At 62.4% G+C, this 16,082-nt stretch carries 14 protein-coding genes; 5 read left to right on the forward strand and 9 right to left on the reverse strand.

What is annotated here, in order from left to right; genetic code table 11:
• Positions 1-7 precede the first annotated feature (7 nt).
• From IEX25_RS14975 to nadE, 3 genes are all read left to right on the forward strand, one after another.
• Positions 8-973, forward strand: coding sequence for a LysR family transcriptional regulator (locus IEX25_RS14975; RefSeq protein ID WP_188715987.1), 966 nt, complete (start codon positions 8-10; stop codon positions 971-973).
• A 377-nt stretch (positions 974-1,350) separates the two neighbouring features.
• Entirely contained in the window at positions 1,351-1,602 is a 252-nt protein-coding gene (locus tag IEX25_RS14980) for a hypothetical protein (RefSeq protein ID WP_188715990.1), read from the forward strand.
• A gap of 59 nt (positions 1,603-1,661) precedes the next feature.
• Positions 1,662-2,660: an NAD(+) synthase gene (gene nadE / locus IEX25_RS14985; protein ID WP_229665283.1), complete on the forward strand. Its 999-nt coding sequence runs from the start codon at positions 1,662-1,664 to the stop codon at positions 2,658-2,660.
• A gap of 111 nt (positions 2,661-2,771) precedes the next feature.
• Here the strand turns inward: nadE and IEX25_RS14990 are convergent, their stop codons facing one another.
• The 7 genes from IEX25_RS14990 to treZ form a co-directional block, all read right to left on the reverse strand.
• The gene (locus IEX25_RS14990; protein ID WP_188715992.1) at positions 2,772-4,073 is read right to left on the reverse strand and encodes a cation:proton antiporter; all 1,302 of its coding nucleotides are present in this window, start codon (positions 4,071-4,073) and stop codon (positions 2,772-2,774) included.
• A gap of 120 nt (positions 4,074-4,193) precedes the next feature.
• On the reverse strand, positions 4,194-5,345 hold the full coding sequence (locus IEX25_RS14995) for a BON domain-containing protein (RefSeq protein WP_188715994.1): 1,152 nt from the start codon (positions 5,343-5,345) through the stop codon (positions 4,194-4,196).
• Positions 5,346-5,665: 320 nt separating this feature from the next.
• Positions 5,666-6,268, reverse strand: a complete 603-nt coding sequence (locus IEX25_RS15000; protein WP_188715997.1) for an SAM-dependent methyltransferase — start codon at positions 6,266-6,268, stop codon at positions 5,666-5,668.
• Complete coding sequence (locus IEX25_RS15005; RefSeq protein ID WP_188715999.1) at positions 6,237-6,896, reverse strand: PIG-L deacetylase family protein; 660 nt, start codon at positions 6,894-6,896, stop codon at positions 6,237-6,239. The genes IEX25_RS15000 and IEX25_RS15005 overlap by 32 nt, the downstream gene beginning before the upstream one ends.
• A complete protein-coding gene (locus IEX25_RS15010; RefSeq protein ID WP_188716001.1) occupies positions 6,893-7,900 on the reverse strand; it encodes an acyl-CoA dehydrogenase family protein in 1,008 nt (335 codons plus the stop codon). The genes IEX25_RS15005 and IEX25_RS15010 overlap by 4 nt, the downstream gene beginning before the upstream one ends.
• The gene (locus tag IEX25_RS15015) at positions 7,897-8,847 is read right to left on the reverse strand and encodes a glycosyltransferase (protein WP_188716003.1); all 951 of its coding nucleotides are present in this window, start codon (positions 8,845-8,847) and stop codon (positions 7,897-7,899) included. Before IEX25_RS15015 ends, IEX25_RS15010 begins: the two co-directional genes overlap by 4 nt.
• 268 nt (positions 8,848-9,115) lie before the next feature.
• Positions 9,116-10,993 (reverse strand): malto-oligosyltrehalose trehalohydrolase, encoded by a 1,878-nt coding sequence (treZ, locus tag IEX25_RS15020; RefSeq protein WP_188716005.1) that lies wholly within the window; start codon positions 10,991-10,993, stop codon positions 9,116-9,118.
• 62 nt (positions 10,994-11,055) lie between these two features.
• Here treZ and IEX25_RS15025 point away from each other — a divergent pair, with 62 nt between their 5' ends.
• Together IEX25_RS15025 and IEX25_RS15030 are read left to right on the forward strand one after the other, a co-directional pair.
• Positions 11,056-12,705 carry an alpha-glucosidase gene (locus IEX25_RS15025; RefSeq protein ID WP_167623946.1) on the forward strand — a complete coding sequence of 550 codons (1,650 nt, stop codon included), beginning with the start codon at positions 11,056-11,058 and terminating at the stop codon, positions 12,703-12,705.
• 19 nt (positions 12,706-12,724) lie between these two features.
• Positions 12,725-13,210, forward strand: coding sequence for a RipA family octameric membrane protein (locus tag IEX25_RS15030; protein WP_167623945.1), 486 nt, complete (start codon positions 12,725-12,727; stop codon positions 13,208-13,210).
• A gap of 36 nt (positions 13,211-13,246) precedes the next feature.
• Here the strand turns inward: IEX25_RS15030 and IEX25_RS15035 are convergent, their stop codons facing one another.
• Both IEX25_RS15035 and IEX25_RS15040 read right to left on the reverse strand, forming a co-directional pair.
• Positions 13,247-15,316 (reverse strand): catalase, encoded by a 2,070-nt coding sequence (locus tag IEX25_RS15035; protein WP_370463873.1) that lies wholly within the window; start codon positions 15,314-15,316, stop codon positions 13,247-13,249.
• 391 nt (positions 15,317-15,707) lie between these two features.
• Positions 15,708-15,926: a hypothetical protein gene (locus IEX25_RS15040; RefSeq protein WP_188716009.1), complete on the reverse strand. Its 219-nt coding sequence runs from the start codon at positions 15,924-15,926 to the stop codon at positions 15,708-15,710.
• Positions 15,927-16,082 lie beyond the last annotated feature (156 nt).

Raw genomic sequence — 16,082 nt, forward strand, 5'->3', positions numbered from 1 at the left:
AGTAAGGATGGGGCAAGTTTTCCTGTTCAGGCAAATTGTCATTCTGATAGAAGACTTATACGCTTCTCGTATAATGATAGAACTCAGTCATGTTCAGGCATTCTGTACCATTGTTCGGCTGAACAGCTATTCAGCCGCCGCCCGTGCTCTTGCCACTACTCAGCCGAGCATCTCCCGTCGCATCCGGGAACTGGAGCGCGAGCTTGGTGTGACCCTGTTCGATACCAGAACACGTCGGGCGGTCTTGACGGCAAAAGGCCGCGAGTTCTTGCCGCAGGCAGAAGAGCTCTTGCAAAGAGTTGATGCGATAACGGCGAGTATGACGGAGCGCCATGAAATCTCGGGGACCGTACGGCTCGGCGCCTCCGAAACCGTTGCCATGACATGGCTCAGTTCATTTGTCGAAGCGACACGGATCCAATACCCGAAGGTAATCCTGTCGGTCGATGTGGATCTCGCCGACCGGCTGATCAGCAAGTTCAACGCCGGACTTCTTGATGCCGCGATCGTCACGCCGGCTATGTCCGGCAAGGATGTCGAAGTCGAAGATCTCGGCTGTTTCGACTATGCCTGGATGGCCAGTCCCGTGCTGGGCATCCCAACGCATCGGCATTCGCCAAATGAACTGGCAGTATATCCCATCATCTCCTTGTCGGAGGGTTCGGCTCTCTACCAAATGGCTGTACGTTGGTTCAAGGATCACGCGGCGGTACCGAACTGGGTGAACCATTGCAGTTCAGTCAGCATGGTAACCGCACTGACCGAAGCGGGCCTCGGGATCAGCCTGCTACCTCGATCTCTGATGCAGGATCGGATCGACGCCAAGGTCCTGCAGGTCATCGAGGTTTCTCCCCCCTTCCCTACCCTTCGGTTTGCCGTCGCCTATGGCTCCCATGCAACATCGCCGGCAGTGCTGGCGGTCGTGCGAATGATGCGAGAAAGTTCAACATTCTATTTCCCTGACGAAATATAGCCTGGGAGGAACGCATCAGGAATGGATGTGCGCGATCCTGCGTCACCAAGTGCCGACCTATCCGCGTTGGATAAAACCGCAGTCGAGCGGCATTTAACCTTCGAACACCATCGGCGGGCAGAACTACACAATTGCAGGTCATGGCAATGGGCGTACCAAGCCTGCCTATGCTCATTGCAAAAAAAAATCTGGTGTCAGAACTCACATAAATCGTCCGTGCAGTACGAGTGTTATGGAAGGCTGCTAAAGATTGAGCCCGCTGCTGTTCGCCTGAGGAAAGCGGAAGGCTTCAAAAACGAAAAAGCTTGGAAGGCGGAACAGGATTGACCCGCAGAAGTTGTGTGATCCAGCCAGGAGAAGCCTGACGGAGCTGCAACATGATTACTCATGTCGAAGCCACGCGGATGAAGGATGAGAGGCTCGTCCGTGCCGTGGCAAGTGCAGAGGAGGAGAGCGGCTTTCGAACAGGGATCCGCTATTTTGCTTGGGGACGACATCTGGTTCAGGTGTCTCTGATCCCGCAACGACATTGGTGGATCTGCGACATGGGCGATGATGGCAGGCTCTGGAACTGCCGGATCATGAACGCAGAAGACTATGCCAAGACAAGCGAGACGCCCCTGATCTGAGCGTAATTGCTTGATGGCTTGGAAGGACGAGCCTTTCAAGGATGATCGCTGGAGGCTGCATGCTTTATTCTGAAATCCTGACCTTATCGCGGCAGGCAGCATCGGGCGGCCTGACACCATGGTTTGACCGGCGCTTGAGGGCGCAGATCGACCAAGGGCTTTTCGCCACAGAGGCGCACCTGACCCAAGCCCAGCAGAAGATCATTGATCAGCTTGCTGCCTACCGCGTGCAGGGGGCGGTCGGCACCGCTGTTCTGGGCATGTCCGGTGGCGTGGATTCCGCTCTGACCGCCGCGCTGTTCAAGGCGGCGGGCTGGCGGGTGGTGGGCTTTACCCTTCCGATTCATCAGGACCCGATCGAGACCGAGCGCGGCATCGAGGCCTGTGCGGCCCTGGGGATCGAGCATCTGCACCTGGACCTGTCGCCCGAATACGAGGCGATGGTGTCAGCTCTCGGGCGTGTTGACCCCACCATTGGAACAGACGACTCCACCCTCGCGCGCACGCGACGCGGTAATCTGCGCGCCCGCCTGCGGATGATGACCCTTTATGATCAGGCCCATCGTTTGGGCGGGTTGGTCGCCAGCACCGATAACTTCTCGGAACTGGGCGCGGGTTTCTGGACATTGCACGGCGACGTCGGCGACGTGGCCCCGATCCAGGGGCTGCTGAAATCGTGGGAGATCCCGTGGCTGGCCCGTTCGCTGGGTGTGCCCGAGAAAACGTGGCGCGCCAAACCGACCGACGGGTTGGGGATTGGCGCAGACGACGAGGCGCAGATCGGCGCAACCTATCTGGAATGGGACATCATGATCTTCGCCATCGGCCAAGCGCTGCAGGTGGAGCCCAAGACCACGCCGGACCGGATAGCGGAACTCCTGGAATTCGCTGGGGACGAGCATGCCCGGGGCATTCTCCAAACGGTCTTGGGTCGCCTGCGGAGCACTTGGTACAAGCGGGTCAATCCGATCCGGTTGGATCACCCGCTGATGGACCGCTTTGATCTGCTTGATCAGGTGGACGAGAGCCTTTTCCGGCCTGAGGTGCTGCGGCGGTAGCTAGCCAGAAGGAATTTCCTGGTTGATCTGCGCGCGGCCGCGACAACTTTGTGCCGGGCGCTAAAGCTGTCTGGCTTTGATCTCTGTAGGACGCTCATGCCCCCGCACGGCTCAGTCCGCCCCCGGTCCCTGCAGGCCCGGCGGGGGCAGGCCTTCTGCATCGGGGTTGCGGCCCTGCTTGCGATCTAGAAGGCGCATCACCGGCGTCACGGTCAGCCCGTGCATCAGGACAGACAAAAGAACCACAAGACCCAGAATGGCCCAAAGGTGTTCGGCCCCGGTAACCTCCATGTGGTTCAGCCCATAAGACAGGTAGTAGAACGACCCCACGCCACGGATGCCGAAAAAGGCAATGGTCAGCTTCTCGCCGGGGGCGGCGCGAAAGCCCCAAAGGCCGATCAGCCCCGTCAGGGGGCGGATCACCAGCAGAATCACCACAGCCGCTGCAACATCCCACCAGGACAGCCCTTCCAGCAGGCCTCGGGCCAGAGCACCACCGAAGAGCAGCAAAAGCACCATCATCGCCAGCCGTTCGACCTGCTCGGTGACATCGTGCATCTCGCGGTGGAAGTCGTGGCTGCGATGGGCATGGCGGAAGGTCAGGGCGGTGACGAAGACCGACAGGAAGCCGTAGGACTGGATCATCTCGGTCAGGCCATAGGATACGAAGGTCGCCGCCAGGGCGATCAGCCCGTCGCCTGTCTGCGCGAGCTTCGTCTCAGCCGGGATGCGGAAGGTGACCCAGCCGAAGGCGCGGCCGATGAGGTATCCGCCCGCAACGCCCGCGCCGATTTCCCACAGGACGTTGTAGGTCAGCCACCTCATGGCCCAGGGCTCGCCCGTGGCAGCGGCAAGGGACAACGCAATCGCCAGATGAACAAAGGGAAAAGCCGCGCCATCGTTCATGCCTGCCTCGGAGGTCAGGCCGAAGCGGACCTCATCCTCCTCTCCGGTCTTCGGGGGGCCGACCTGCACGTCGGCGGCCAAGACCGGGTCGGTGGGCGCCAGGGACGCGCCCAGAAGGAGCGCTACGGGCCAGGCCAGGCCCATCCATGTCCCGGCCAAAGCGGTGATCGCCGCGATGCTGAGGGGAAGGGTCACAAGGATCAGCCGCCAGGTCACCTGCCAGCGGTGCAGTCCGAAGATCCGGTCCAGCTTCAGCCCCGCCCCCATCAGCGCAATGATGACCACGAACTCCGTGAACCGCTCCGTGAATTCAGGATAGGCCAGGGGCGAGGGATCAAGCCCCACCCCCGGCAGCGAGAAGATCGCCGCCCCGAGGGCGATGCAGACAATGGGCAACGACAACGGCAGCCGCTTCAGCGCTAGGGGCAACCAGGCCACCAGGGCGATCAGAAACCCCGCGCCGGTCAGAACAAGGATGTAAGGGTCGGGCTGGAACAGCGTGGCCATGGGATCCTTGCAAAGAACAGGGACCTGCCCCGCCGGAAGGAACGGCTCGCACTCGGCTGCTCGTTCCTTCATTGCCATCGATCACCACCGCCCCAAGTGGGGCGGTGGTCAAGAAGCGTGTCACACTTGCGTCTTGCTGCTGCCGCTTCCGGTGCTGGTCGTGCCGCCGCCGCTGCCGGTCGTTCCGGTGGTGCCGCTGGTGCCGGTGCTGCCCATCCCGCTGCTGGCGCTGCCGCCCAGGCCGGTGCTGCCGCCGGTGCTGCCCATGCCGCTGCCGGAACTGCCACTCATGCCGGTCGAACCGCTGCCGGACATCGCGCCGGAATAGCCGCCCGACATCTGCCGATCCCTGACGCGCAGGTTGTTCTGGACATGCTTCACGCCCGAACAGCTTTCGGCCAGATCCTCGGCATGGCGCTTGGCCGAACGGCTGTCCACGGTGCCGTCCAGCGTCACCTCGCCCCCGCTGACCGAGACCTCGATGTCGGATGCGTCGATATGGCGGTCGTCCGACAAACGGTCGCTGACATCCTCGCGGATGCGGTCGTCCGAACGGCTGTAGTTCCGGGGACCGCGGCCGCTGTGGCCCGCATCCCTCTCGCGACGGCGTTGCGCATCCTCGTCGCCGAACCAGGACGCCACCTCGTCGCCCGCGCGTTCGAAGAAGCCACGGTCGTCGGATCCGCGGTAGTTGCCGTGGTCATAGCCGCGCCGGCCATAGTCGCGGTCCCCGTAATCGCGGTCGCCGAAATCCCGCGCGCCATAGGCGCCGAACGTGCCCATGCCGCGCCCGGCCATTCCCGACCGGATCGCCTCCGAGAAATCGCCCCGGCCATAGCCGCTGTCGCGTCCGCCGCCATAACCGCGATCCTGGTCATAGGGATCGTAGCCACCGCCCGAGCTGCCATAGCCGCCCGAACGGCCACCATAGCCGCCGCCGGAACGGCCGCCATAATCACCCGACCGGCCATAGTCGTTGCCATAGCCCCCGCCCGAACGGCTGCCGTAATCACCAAGGCGGGATCCGTAATCGCCGGACCGGCCATGATCGTCGCCATAGCCGCCGCGACCGGACCGCCCGCCATATCCCCCGCCATAGTCGCGGTCGTCGTCCATGCGGCGGCGACGGTCGGCATCGTCGTCGCCGAACCACGACCGCACCTCGTCCCCGGCCCTGTCGGACCAGTCGCGCGATCTGTCGCGGCGCCCGTAATCGTCGCGGCGGCCATAGCCTCCGCCCGAACGGTAGCGATCTTCCCAATCACGTGTCATCTGCTTTCCTCCTTCAGCAGTGAATGCGGACAGGGCATCCGCATTCCCCACCAACCCTCGCGGCTTGCCTTGCGTTCCCCCCTCTGGATCCCCGCGCGGGCGCCCCGCCGCGCCCGGTTTGCGCCCCCGGTCCCTGCCCGGCGGAATACGGCGCCGTCTCGCCAAAGCGTGACCGGCCAGAAGAGGACAGGAGATGATGTTGACTATCGAAGACTGGGTTTCTGCTGCGGCGCCCGCATCTTGTTCCTGAGCCGGCATCGGCGCCAAGCAAGAGCCCGTTGAGGCACAGAGCCTTCACCATGGACCAGCACAAACCCAGGTCAGGGCGCTTGGACACTCTCCTGCTTCGCTGTCGCCAAGACATCGATCCGAAAGCCCTCGAAGTGCTGCACCTGCCGGGTGAGAAGGCCTTGCGCAAGCAAGCCGACAGCCTCAGGTCCCGTCTGCGGCTCGTCCGTGGGTCCCGTCCAGTTGACTGCCACAATCGGACCAGCCGCGTTCCTGTTCAGCCAAAGGGCCAATACCCCGATCTCCGCAGGCGTCATGAAGTAAAGCACCTCTGACAGAAGGACGAGATCGGGTTGTATCCGGGGAAGGTCCTGGGGCGCGCAACCGTCCAGAACCTCCGCTTGGGAAAACCCAGCGAGTCTGCGGCGGGCGCTTTGCGCGGCGGCGGGGATGCATTCCATGGCCGTCAGGCGACGGCAACGTGGCGCGAGACGGCCCGCCAGTTCACCGTTGCCGCAGCCGATCTCCAGGGCCTGGCGAAACGGACCAGGTCCGATCGCCGAGAGTGTTGTTTCGTATTTGGCAGCCTCATAGGAACTGGAGCGATGGTTCCAGGGATCCTCGCTTGCGCCGTAAAGGCGGGCAAGATGGGCAAGGGTGTCGCTATGGGGCAATGATGATCTCGGGGTGGTCAAGAAAATGCTCTTGCCGCCACGCCTCCATGACAAAGCCGTCGGGATCATCATCGATCAGCCGCGTCATTTGGCTGAGATGGCAGGCCAGAGCCTGCCGCTTGGCAAGCCGCGCCGGTTCTGAAGCCGTAATGGTTCTTGCCGAGGCAGTGCGCTCTGTGAAGCGACCCCAGATCGGGTAAAAGGCAAGCGCCACATCCGGACGGGCCATCCTGCGCCCAAAGCGCGCCACGCTCTGATGATCGACATGCGGATCGCCCTCCCACGTTGCCAGGAGCAAGGAGCCTTGCGGGATCAGATCAGAGATATCCGCGTCTGTCTGCACCTCGCAGTCCCGATGGCCAAGCCAGTGCATGGGCACGCCCAGAACAGCAACAGCGGCTTCAAGTTCGGCCCGTCGTTGGCGTGCCAGCCGATCGGGCGGCCATGTCCGCGACTTCGGGTGCGACCGGCTGCCGTCCGTCACACAGATCACGCTGCAGCAAACGCCGGCAGCAGCGGCATCAAACAGCAATGCCCCGCAGCCCAGCGTCTCGTCGTCGGGATGTGGAGCAAGCACCACCAGGGAGCGGCCATCCAGAAGGTCCGCAACGGTCACGGACGGACCAAGGTTGTCAAGAAACCTGCTCATCCGATCCACCGTTCACGCAAGGCAGGCGTATCCAGGATGCGCGCCATGGCTCCCAAGGCCAGGCCATCGGGATTAGCCTGCCGGATATAAAAGCTCAGGTCGCGGCGGATGCGGTCGGCAGGATGAGCTGTCGCAAAGGAAGCTGCACCCAAGGCCTCGTCCATGGCATTCATCAGCGCAACTGCCTCGCGCGCGGTCAGAAGCCGGGCAAGGATCGAGGCTTCGGCATCATCGGCAGTTGCCTCAGGACGCTCGACCGCCTGCGCGGCTTGCCTCAGCCAGAGCCGAGCTGTTTCACAGGCCGTCACCATGCGGTGGAGGCGCATTGCTTGCAAGGGCGCCTTTTCCTGCTGCCGTTGCTGCAGCTGCTCGGCGGTGATGGCTGTCAGGGCCTGCATTCCACCCAACTGAACAGCGCCGTAGCGCCACACGCCGCCCTGGAAGTGCGGTTCAATCAGGTAATCGCCGACGCCCCCGATGCAGACCGCGTGATCGGGGGAAAGGCCGTCCAGGTTGCAGCGCCCCGACGCAGTCGCCTGCATTCCCGAGACCTGCCATTCCTCCGGAAACAGTCGCCCCGCGAGTTGCGGGCGGCTGAACAACAGGAGCTGCACCTGGTCTTCGTTCCTTGCGGTCACGACGACATGGTCCAGCACATCCGCACCGCTGGCGAACAGCTTCTGCCCCCGCAGAACGGTGCCTTCTATCCTGACCGGATCGGGGCCGTCGGCGCCCCAGATGCCCAGCAGGCCATCGGGTCTTTGCCCCGGGGCATAAAGGTTCAACAGCTTGACTGCATTCACATGACCTTCGAAGAGACGGCCTGCCGACAGACTTGCCTTGCCGATCGCAACCAAAGCTTCGAAAAGCTCTTCGAGCGTGAGGGAGGCCTCAAGAAGGCCCCCGTGTCGCAGCGCGGCTGCCAAGGCACTTCCCGAAGGACCATCGGGCCCATCGCATGGAGCTTCGGCCACAAGCCGCGCAGCATGCGCGATATCGGTCATGCCGCCCTCTCCTGTTGCATCAGCAGCTGCGGACGCACCGTCTGCTCGACCAATCTCCCAAGTTCCGGCAGTCCTGCCTCCAGATCCGAAGCGCGCAGCCTGACGCCAACAGGATGGGCCCGACTGGGGTAATGTAGGCTACGGCGAGCGATTGCTTGGGACCACAGGTCTGCCAGCACAGGCACCGGTAGCATCGACTGATCAGCCACGGGATCCTCTTCCTGCATACGATAGAGCAGGGTTTCCGCCATGCCGCCTTCCGCGCGACCGTGTAGTCTTCCCGAGACAGTGGCGAGCATGTCCTCTGCATATCGGACGATCAGGCCCTGTGCCTCGGCGTGATGGACCAAGGCCCGGTCTTCGCTGGATCGAACCTTGGGCAAGCCGCCGATCAGGCGATAGCAATCAGCGCGGATTGCCATGGAGGCCCCAGACTCGATGTAATGCGGTCGAGATGAACCCTGCCGGCCATCCAAAAGGTCCATCGCATGGCGGATCTCGTGCTGCAGCTTGCCATAGGCTGTCTCTGCCTCTGCCACGCGGCGTCCGGAGGGCGTGGCCAGGACATGGCGGCAATCGGCCTCGATCCTGCCACAGATCAGGTCAGCCCCTGCAGTCGCCGCGTGTATCGCCGCCGCGATCCAGTGGGGATCGGGCGCGGCATCTCCGTCCGTGGTCAACATCAGCGCACCCGTCCGCGCGGCGAGATCCATGGCCAAGCGCCGGGCAAGGCCCGCATTGGGGTCCGAAAGAGTGATCTCATGCACCTCCAGACGCAGCAAGGGATGAGCGAAAGAACGGAGAATGTCGGCGCTGTGGTCGGTGCAATTGTTGGCCAAGACCACAACGGTTACCGGCAAGGCGGACTGCAAGGCCGCCGCTACCAGGGCACGCAACAATTGTGGAAGTCGCTCGGCTTCGTTTCTGACAGGAATGGCGATGACCATCTGCGTCAGGACAGGGCAACGGTGAGCAGAAACAGTCGTCCCAAGCGATACGTCCATGATGTGCCCTGTGTCATGCCGAGGCCAACTTCCACCAGTCGCAAGGGTTCCGCCGTCGCGCCAGGGCAGCGGCGACATCGTTATGCGAGCCAGAGGCACCAAGCGTCTCTTCAGCAGGCCTGAACGCATGAAAAAGGGCAACGCGCACTCCGCTCCGGGCTGGCTTCGCATGTTGGCGAAGCGGCTGCACGAGGCCTTGAATGCCGCTCGGTTACGGAAGTCCTGAGGCCCGTCGCTCCTCTTTGACCATCGGTGCCATCAGGACGGCTGCTTCGGCAGGCAAGGTCCAAGCGCCATCGATTTCGGGTTCAGGCGTGCCGCTGCCGCCATACGACGGGTCCTCGCTCGACCAAGCCAGCTGCCAGCGACATCCGAGGGGCGGCGCAAGAAGCGGTTCGGGAAGTGATGCCTTGTGCAGGTCACGCCCGAGGTTCACCAGCAGCAGCCGCACCTCGCGGCCCCGCCCGAAGCGGAGCAGGAACGACCCTTGCTCCAGTACAGCGCCGTCCAAGCCCTGCGCACCTTGCGCCGCAAGCACCAGATCGGTCCGGCGCAGGGCGAGAAGATCGCGATGAAGGGCCACGGCCTCGACGTGCTTGTCCCATTCGGCCCAGTTCAGCCGGCTGTTCACGAAGGTGTCGGGCTCGTCCGGCGGGGCCAGACGGTCTTGCATCTGCACGGTTGCCAGCGCGGGAAACTGCTTCAGGAACTCGGCCCGGCCATTGGCAATGGGGCCGCGCAATTCCTTTCCCATGTCGGCGAAGTAGAAGAAGGGCGTCGAGGCCGCGAATTCCTGACCTTGGAACAGCATGGGTGTGCCGGGCATCAGCAGCATCAGGCCGGTCAAGGCACGAAGCCGCGCCGGGCTTGTTCGCCGATCAATCCGCCGTCCGCTGCCGGTGTTGGCCACCTGATCATGGTTCTGCAGATAGGTGACAAAGGCTTCCGGTGGCTGGTTGAGTACGGGCTCACCCCGGCGTTTTCCTTGGTGGGCATAGTTCTGGCCCTGGTAAAGCCAGCCGTGCTTGGCGGCCGAGATGAATTCCTGCGCGGTGCCGCGATGATCGGAATAATAGGCCGGGTTGCGTCCCGTGGCCGCGACCATGGCAGAATGGTGGAAGTCATCGTTCCAAACTGCATCGATCCCCTGCCCGCCCTCTGCAGGATCGGCCAGCAGGGCCGCGTCCTGCGGTTCGTTCTCGGCCACGATAAGGCATTGGCGTGGGTGGGCAGCATCGCGCGCGGCCTGGACGATCTCGGCAATGACATGGGGTGTGCGGGCGCAGAAGATGCTTTGCGTGGCATCCAACCGCAGCCCGTCGAAGTGGAATTCGCGAATCCAGTAGGCGGCGTTCTGAATAAAGTATTCGCGCACCGGGGCGGCATCAGGGCCGTCGAAGTTGATCGCCTCGCCCCATTCGCATTCGTAGCGATCGGTGAAATAGCGCTGCGTGAAGGCTGGCAGCGGGTTTCCACGCGGCCCGATGTGGTTGTAGACCACGTCAAGGATCACGCCCATGCCAAGCCTATGGGCGCGGTCAATGAAGCGGCGCAGGTCGTCGGGCCGCCCGTAAAGCCGCGTCGGCGCGAACAGGTTCACGCCGTCATAGCCCCAGCCGAAGCGGCCAAAGAAATCCGCCACCGGCATCATCTCGATCACGGTGATGCCAAGATCCGCCAGCCGGGGCAGATGCTCGGCCGCAGCCGCCCAGGTGCCTTCCGGCGTGAAGGTGCCGACATGCATCTCATAGACGACCTGCCCGCGCCTCGACAAGCCCAGCCAATCCGCATCCGTCCAGGGAAAGGCCGGGTCCGAGACTTCGGACGGTCCCTCCGGCCCTTCGGGCTGGAAGCGCGAGGCGGGATCGGCCCATTGGCCGTCCTCATCATCCAACTGAAAGGCATAACGTGTTCCGGCCACTACGCCGGGAACAAGGGCCGAGAAATAGCCGTTGCCTTCGGGTTCCAGGGCAACGGGTTCGTCAAGTAGGACCTTCACATGCCGCCGGTCGGGGGCCCAGACACGGAAAAAGGTTCCTTCCTCGGTCAGCGAGGCACCGATCGGCATGGGAAGGACAGACTTAAGCATGGGACGCTCCTGAAAGACCGTGATGAACGTCAGGGACGCAAGCTTGTTCCGAAGGAGACAGGATGACACGACGCACAGAATGGTGGATGAACCGCACCGCCTATCAAATCTATCCGCGCAGCTTTGCCGATGCGAATGGCGACGGTGTGGGCGATATCCCAGGCATCATCGACCGGTTGCATCATCTGGCGGACCTAGGCATCGGGCTGATCTGGCTCTCGCCCGTTTACCGCTCGCCCATGGCCGACAACGGCTATGACATCTCGGATTACCAGGACATCGCGCCGGAATACGGCACGCTTGCAGATTTCGACCGGCTGGTGGCCGAGGCTGATCGGCGCGACATCGGCATCATCATGGACCTGGTGGTAAACCACAGCTCCGACCGGCACCCCTGGTTTCTGGAGGCCAAGCAGGACCGCGCCTCGCCGTTCCACGACTTCTACTACTGGCGCGATCCTGCGCCGGACGGCGGCCCGCCTGACGACCGGAAGGCCTATTTCGGCGGCCCGGTCTGGACCTTCTATCCCGAGGTCGGCCGGTATGTCTTCAACCTGTTCTCGCCGCAGCAGCCGGATCTGAACTGGCAGAACCCCGCGCTGCGTCAGGCAGTCTATGATATGATGCGTTGGTGGCTGGATCGGGGCGTGCGTGGCTTCCGCATGGACGTGATCGACCTGATCGGCAAAGACATCGACCGCGACCTGATCACCGAAGGCCCATATCTGCACGACTTCTTGCAAGAGATGCACCGTGAAGTCTTGGCAGGCCGCGATGTCGTCACCGTGGGTGAAAGCTGGAATGTCACAAAGGAAACAGCGCTGCTTTACTGCGGGCGCGACAGAGGCGAACTCGACATGGTGTTCCAGTTCCAGCACATCGTCGCTGGCTGGGACAGGGTGCACGGCAAGTGGCGCCCGCATCCACTGGACTTGGTGGCTTTCAAGAAGGTGTGGACTGACTGGCAGGAAGCGCTGGAGGTGGACGGCTGGAATTCACTGTTCCTGAACAACCACGACCTGCCGCGGTCTGTTTCGCGCTATGGCGATGCGGGCCAGTGGCGGGATCGGTCAGCCAAGGCGCTGGCCACGGCCATTCACTTGATGCGCGGCACGCCCTTCGTGTTCCAAGGCGAGGAGATCGGCATGACCAATGCGGGCTTCACTGAGATCACCCATTATCGCGACATCGAACTGATCAACATGCACCGCGAGATGCTGATGCAGGGTCTGCCCGAGCATCAGTTCCTTGAAGGCGCCGGGATCACCGCACGGGACAACGCGCGCACGCCGATGCAGTGGGACACAGGACCCGGCGCGGGCTTTACGACGGGCGAGCCGTGGATTGCCGTCAACCCGAACAGCGCGGACATCAACGTCGCGGCACAACGCAACGACCCGAACTCAGTTCTCGCGCATTACCGCCACCTCGTTGCCTTGCGCAAGCAGCATGAGGTAATCGTCCAAGGCCGCTTCGTCTCCTGGCTGGAGGATCATCCACAGATCTGGGCCTATACCCGCGAGTGGAACAACCAGCGGCTGTCGGTTTTGTGCAACATCTCGTCCGAGCCCGCCCGAACCGAGGTGCCCCCCGGCCTTGCCAGCAACGGCACATGCCTGATCTGCACGGCGCATCCACGTCACTCGGTGCCGGCCGGTCCCATCACGCTTGAGCCTTGGGAAGCGGTGGTCGTCCTGGGCAATCTTGGCTGACAATCCAGCGATGGTTCCCATGGAAGACACCGACATCCGCAACGAGAACATCAAGCGACTGACTGCCTTTCGTAACGAAATTCAGTTCGAAAGCCAGATGCTGTCGGGCAGGCTAGGCGCCTATTTGTCATCTCAATCCTTTCTGGTCATCGCCTATGCCTCAACCATGAATGCGGGATGGACCAAGCCGGGGATCTTCGTGCTGTTGGTCTCGCTGCCCCTGGCACTGCTGGGCTTCGTCCTGTCGCTGGATGCGCTGCGGTCCATTCGGACATCTTACGGGGTGATCCAGCGGTGGCACGACCGGCAGAACGCCCTGCTGGAACAGCACGGCGACCTGGCGGATTACTGGCCGACCGAACATGGAAAGGACGAGCCGCCGCGTGATCCGACGCTGAGCCGACGGTTCCACGAAGGGACGTTGCTTGCCATCCATTCCCCCTGGATTTTCGGGATTGCCTGGATCTATCTGGCAGGCGTGGCAGTATGGCTGTATCTGCGCTGATAAGGGAATGGGCGCCGTGTGGCGCCCACCGTTGGTTCAGGCGGCATTCTGCCGTTCCCAGAAACGCAGGTTGCGACAAGCGGCGATGAAGCTTGCCGCATCCGACGCGGGCAGGAAGCCTCCATCCAGATCCTCCGGCAGGCCCGCCTTCATGAACAGCATTTTTGCCGCATCATTATAGGCGGCGAACTTGTAGTGGGCCCAGGTTGTCGCGGCGAAGTCGCGCGCCGCGGGCATAGCGGCCAGCATCTCCACTTGGTTCGCCGAGGGCAGGATCGCCACCGCGTCGAAGATAGCAGAGGGGGCGCCTTCGACCATTTCGTCAAGCTCCAGCTCGGTGCCGTCGGACAGCGTCACGCTGCCGGCCAATGGACCGATGAACTGCACCATCGCGCCCTCGGCCTTGGCAGCATCGACGATAGCCTTGACTGAAACCGCGTCTGCGCCTTCGGTCAGCAGCATGCCAATCTTGCGGCCCGCGAAACTGTCGGGACCGTTATTCAGGATCGACAGGGCCGGGCTCTCGGGCAGGTCGGTGCGCGGCGGGACGGCGGGCGTCGCGGGGGCAGGCATCTCCTTGATGCCCAGGCCTTGCGCCACCGCCTCTGCCAGATCGTCATGGATGTTCAGTAGATGCGAGAGCATCCGCAGCCGGATGGCCTTGGTCTTGACCTTGGAGAGTTCGAAAGTCAGGGCATCCGCCATATGCTTTTGCTCGATGGCGGTCTGGCTGATATAGAACTGCCGGGCTTGCGAATAGTGATCCGCAAAAGTTTCGGAACGCACACGGGCCTTCTCTCCGCTGTATGACACTGGCACTGCCCGGATGCCGCCTTGCGCCACCTCTCGCGGGCCGCCTTGCGCACCGCCCCAGCTGTTCGGTTCATAGTTCGCCCGGCCGCGCGGATTGTGCATGGCCATGTGCCCGTCCTGCTGGAAGTGGTGGAACGGGCAGCGCGGCGCATTGATGGGAAGGTGGTTGAAGTTCGGGCTTCCGAGCCGCTTCAGCTGCGTGTCCAGATAGCTGAAGTTGCGGCCCTGCAGCAGCGGGTCTTCAGAGAAGTCGATGCCCGGCACGATGTTTCCGGTCTGAAAGGCCACCTGTTCGGTTTCCGCGAAGAAGTTGTCCGGCATCCGGTTCAGGACCATCCGGCCGATCGGGCGGACAGGGAGGATCTCTTCGGGAATGATCTTGGTGGCATCCAGAACGTCGAACTCGAACTGCTCGGCGAAGGCGTCATCGAAGACCTGCACACCCAGTTCCCATTCCGGGTAGTCACCGGACTGGATTGCGGTCCACAGGTCGCGTCGGTGGAAGTCGGGATCTGCGCCGTTGATCCGAAGCGCCTCGTCCCAGATCACCGATTGCATCCCCTGCTTCGGCTTCCAGTGGAACTTGACAAAGCGGGCCTCGCCCCGAGCATTCACAAAGCGGAAGGAATGGACCCCGAAGCCCTGCATGAAGCGAAAGGACCGCGGGATGGCGCGGTCCGACATGATCCACATGATCATGTGCATGGACTCTGGCATAAGCGAGATGAAGTCCCAGAAGTTGTCATGCGCTGTCTGGGCCTGAGGGAAGTCGCTGTCGGGTTCCTGCTTGGCGGCATGGACGAGGTCGGGAAACTTGATCGCGTCCTGGATGAAGAACACCGGAATATTGTTGCCGACCAGATCCCAGTTCCCCTCGTTGGTATAGAACTTGACCGCAAAGCCGCGCACATCGCGCGCTAGGTCCATTGAGCCCTTGTTGCCCGCAACGGTCGAAAAGCGCACGAAGACCTCTGTTTTCTCACCCGCGCGCTGGAAGATGTCGGCTGACGTAATGTCGCTGAGGCTTTCATAGGTTTCAAAATACCCATGGGCGCCATAGCCGCGTGCATGGACGACCCGTTCCGGAATGCGTTCGTGATCGAAGTGAAAGAGCTTCTCGCGGAAAGCTTGGTCCTCGATCAGGGTAGGACCGCGTCGTCCGATCCGAAGGCTGTTTTGATCGTCGGAAATAGGGGCACCAACCTGTGTCGTGAGCGGAGGCACGCTGCCTCCGGCCTGTTGGTGAAGTTCTCCGCCATTACCAGTTTGCGTCGTGTAGTCCTTGGCTGACATCGTCTCACTCGCTTGAATTCTCATATTCCGACTTCGGTAACGCCTCAAAAGCGGCATCGTTCTTTAGATGCGGTGCTTTCTGGTCAACCGTCACGTTCTTGGCTGCATGGAAGGCACCAGCGGAGCAGGCCGGACAGAGGTCCAACTGCACTGTTCCCCGGCTGCCTGAACCGGAAGCCTTTGCGGCCGCTGCGGCGGCATCCCGTGCAGGAAGCGATATCCGTTACGCTTCTTTGCGGTGCAAAGGGCAATCCTGCCGGGGCCGGCTTGGGGATCTCACCCATCCATGTCCCGGCCAAAGCGGTGACCGCCGCGATGCTGAGGGGAAGGGTCACAAGGATGAGCCGCCAGGTCACCTGCCAGCGGTGCAGTCCGAAGACCCGGTCTAGCTTCAGCCCCGCCCCATCAGGGCGATGATGACCACGAACTCGGTGAACCGTTCGGTGAATTCGGGATGGGCTAATGGCGATGGTTCAAGCCCCATGCCCGGCAGCGAGAAGATCGCCGCCCCGAGGCCGATGTAGACAATGGGCAGCGACAAGGGCAGCCGCTTCAGCGCCAGGGGCAACCAGGCGACCGCAAGGCTCCGGCAGCAGGGCAAGGGCGACAAATCAACTTTGCCAGTTCGCGACAATTCTACTCTGCGCCTACAACTCTTCCGGCACCTAACGGGTGTTATGGAGCAGCCATACGAACTGTAAGAGATACTGTCAGATCATCGACCTGATCAGTTACGATCATTCACAGTCCTGTAAGCAACCTTGTT

The organism is Paracoccus acridae (assembly GCF_014642735.1).
GTDB lineage: Bacteria > Pseudomonadota > Alphaproteobacteria > Rhodobacterales > Rhodobacteraceae > Paracoccus > Paracoccus acridae.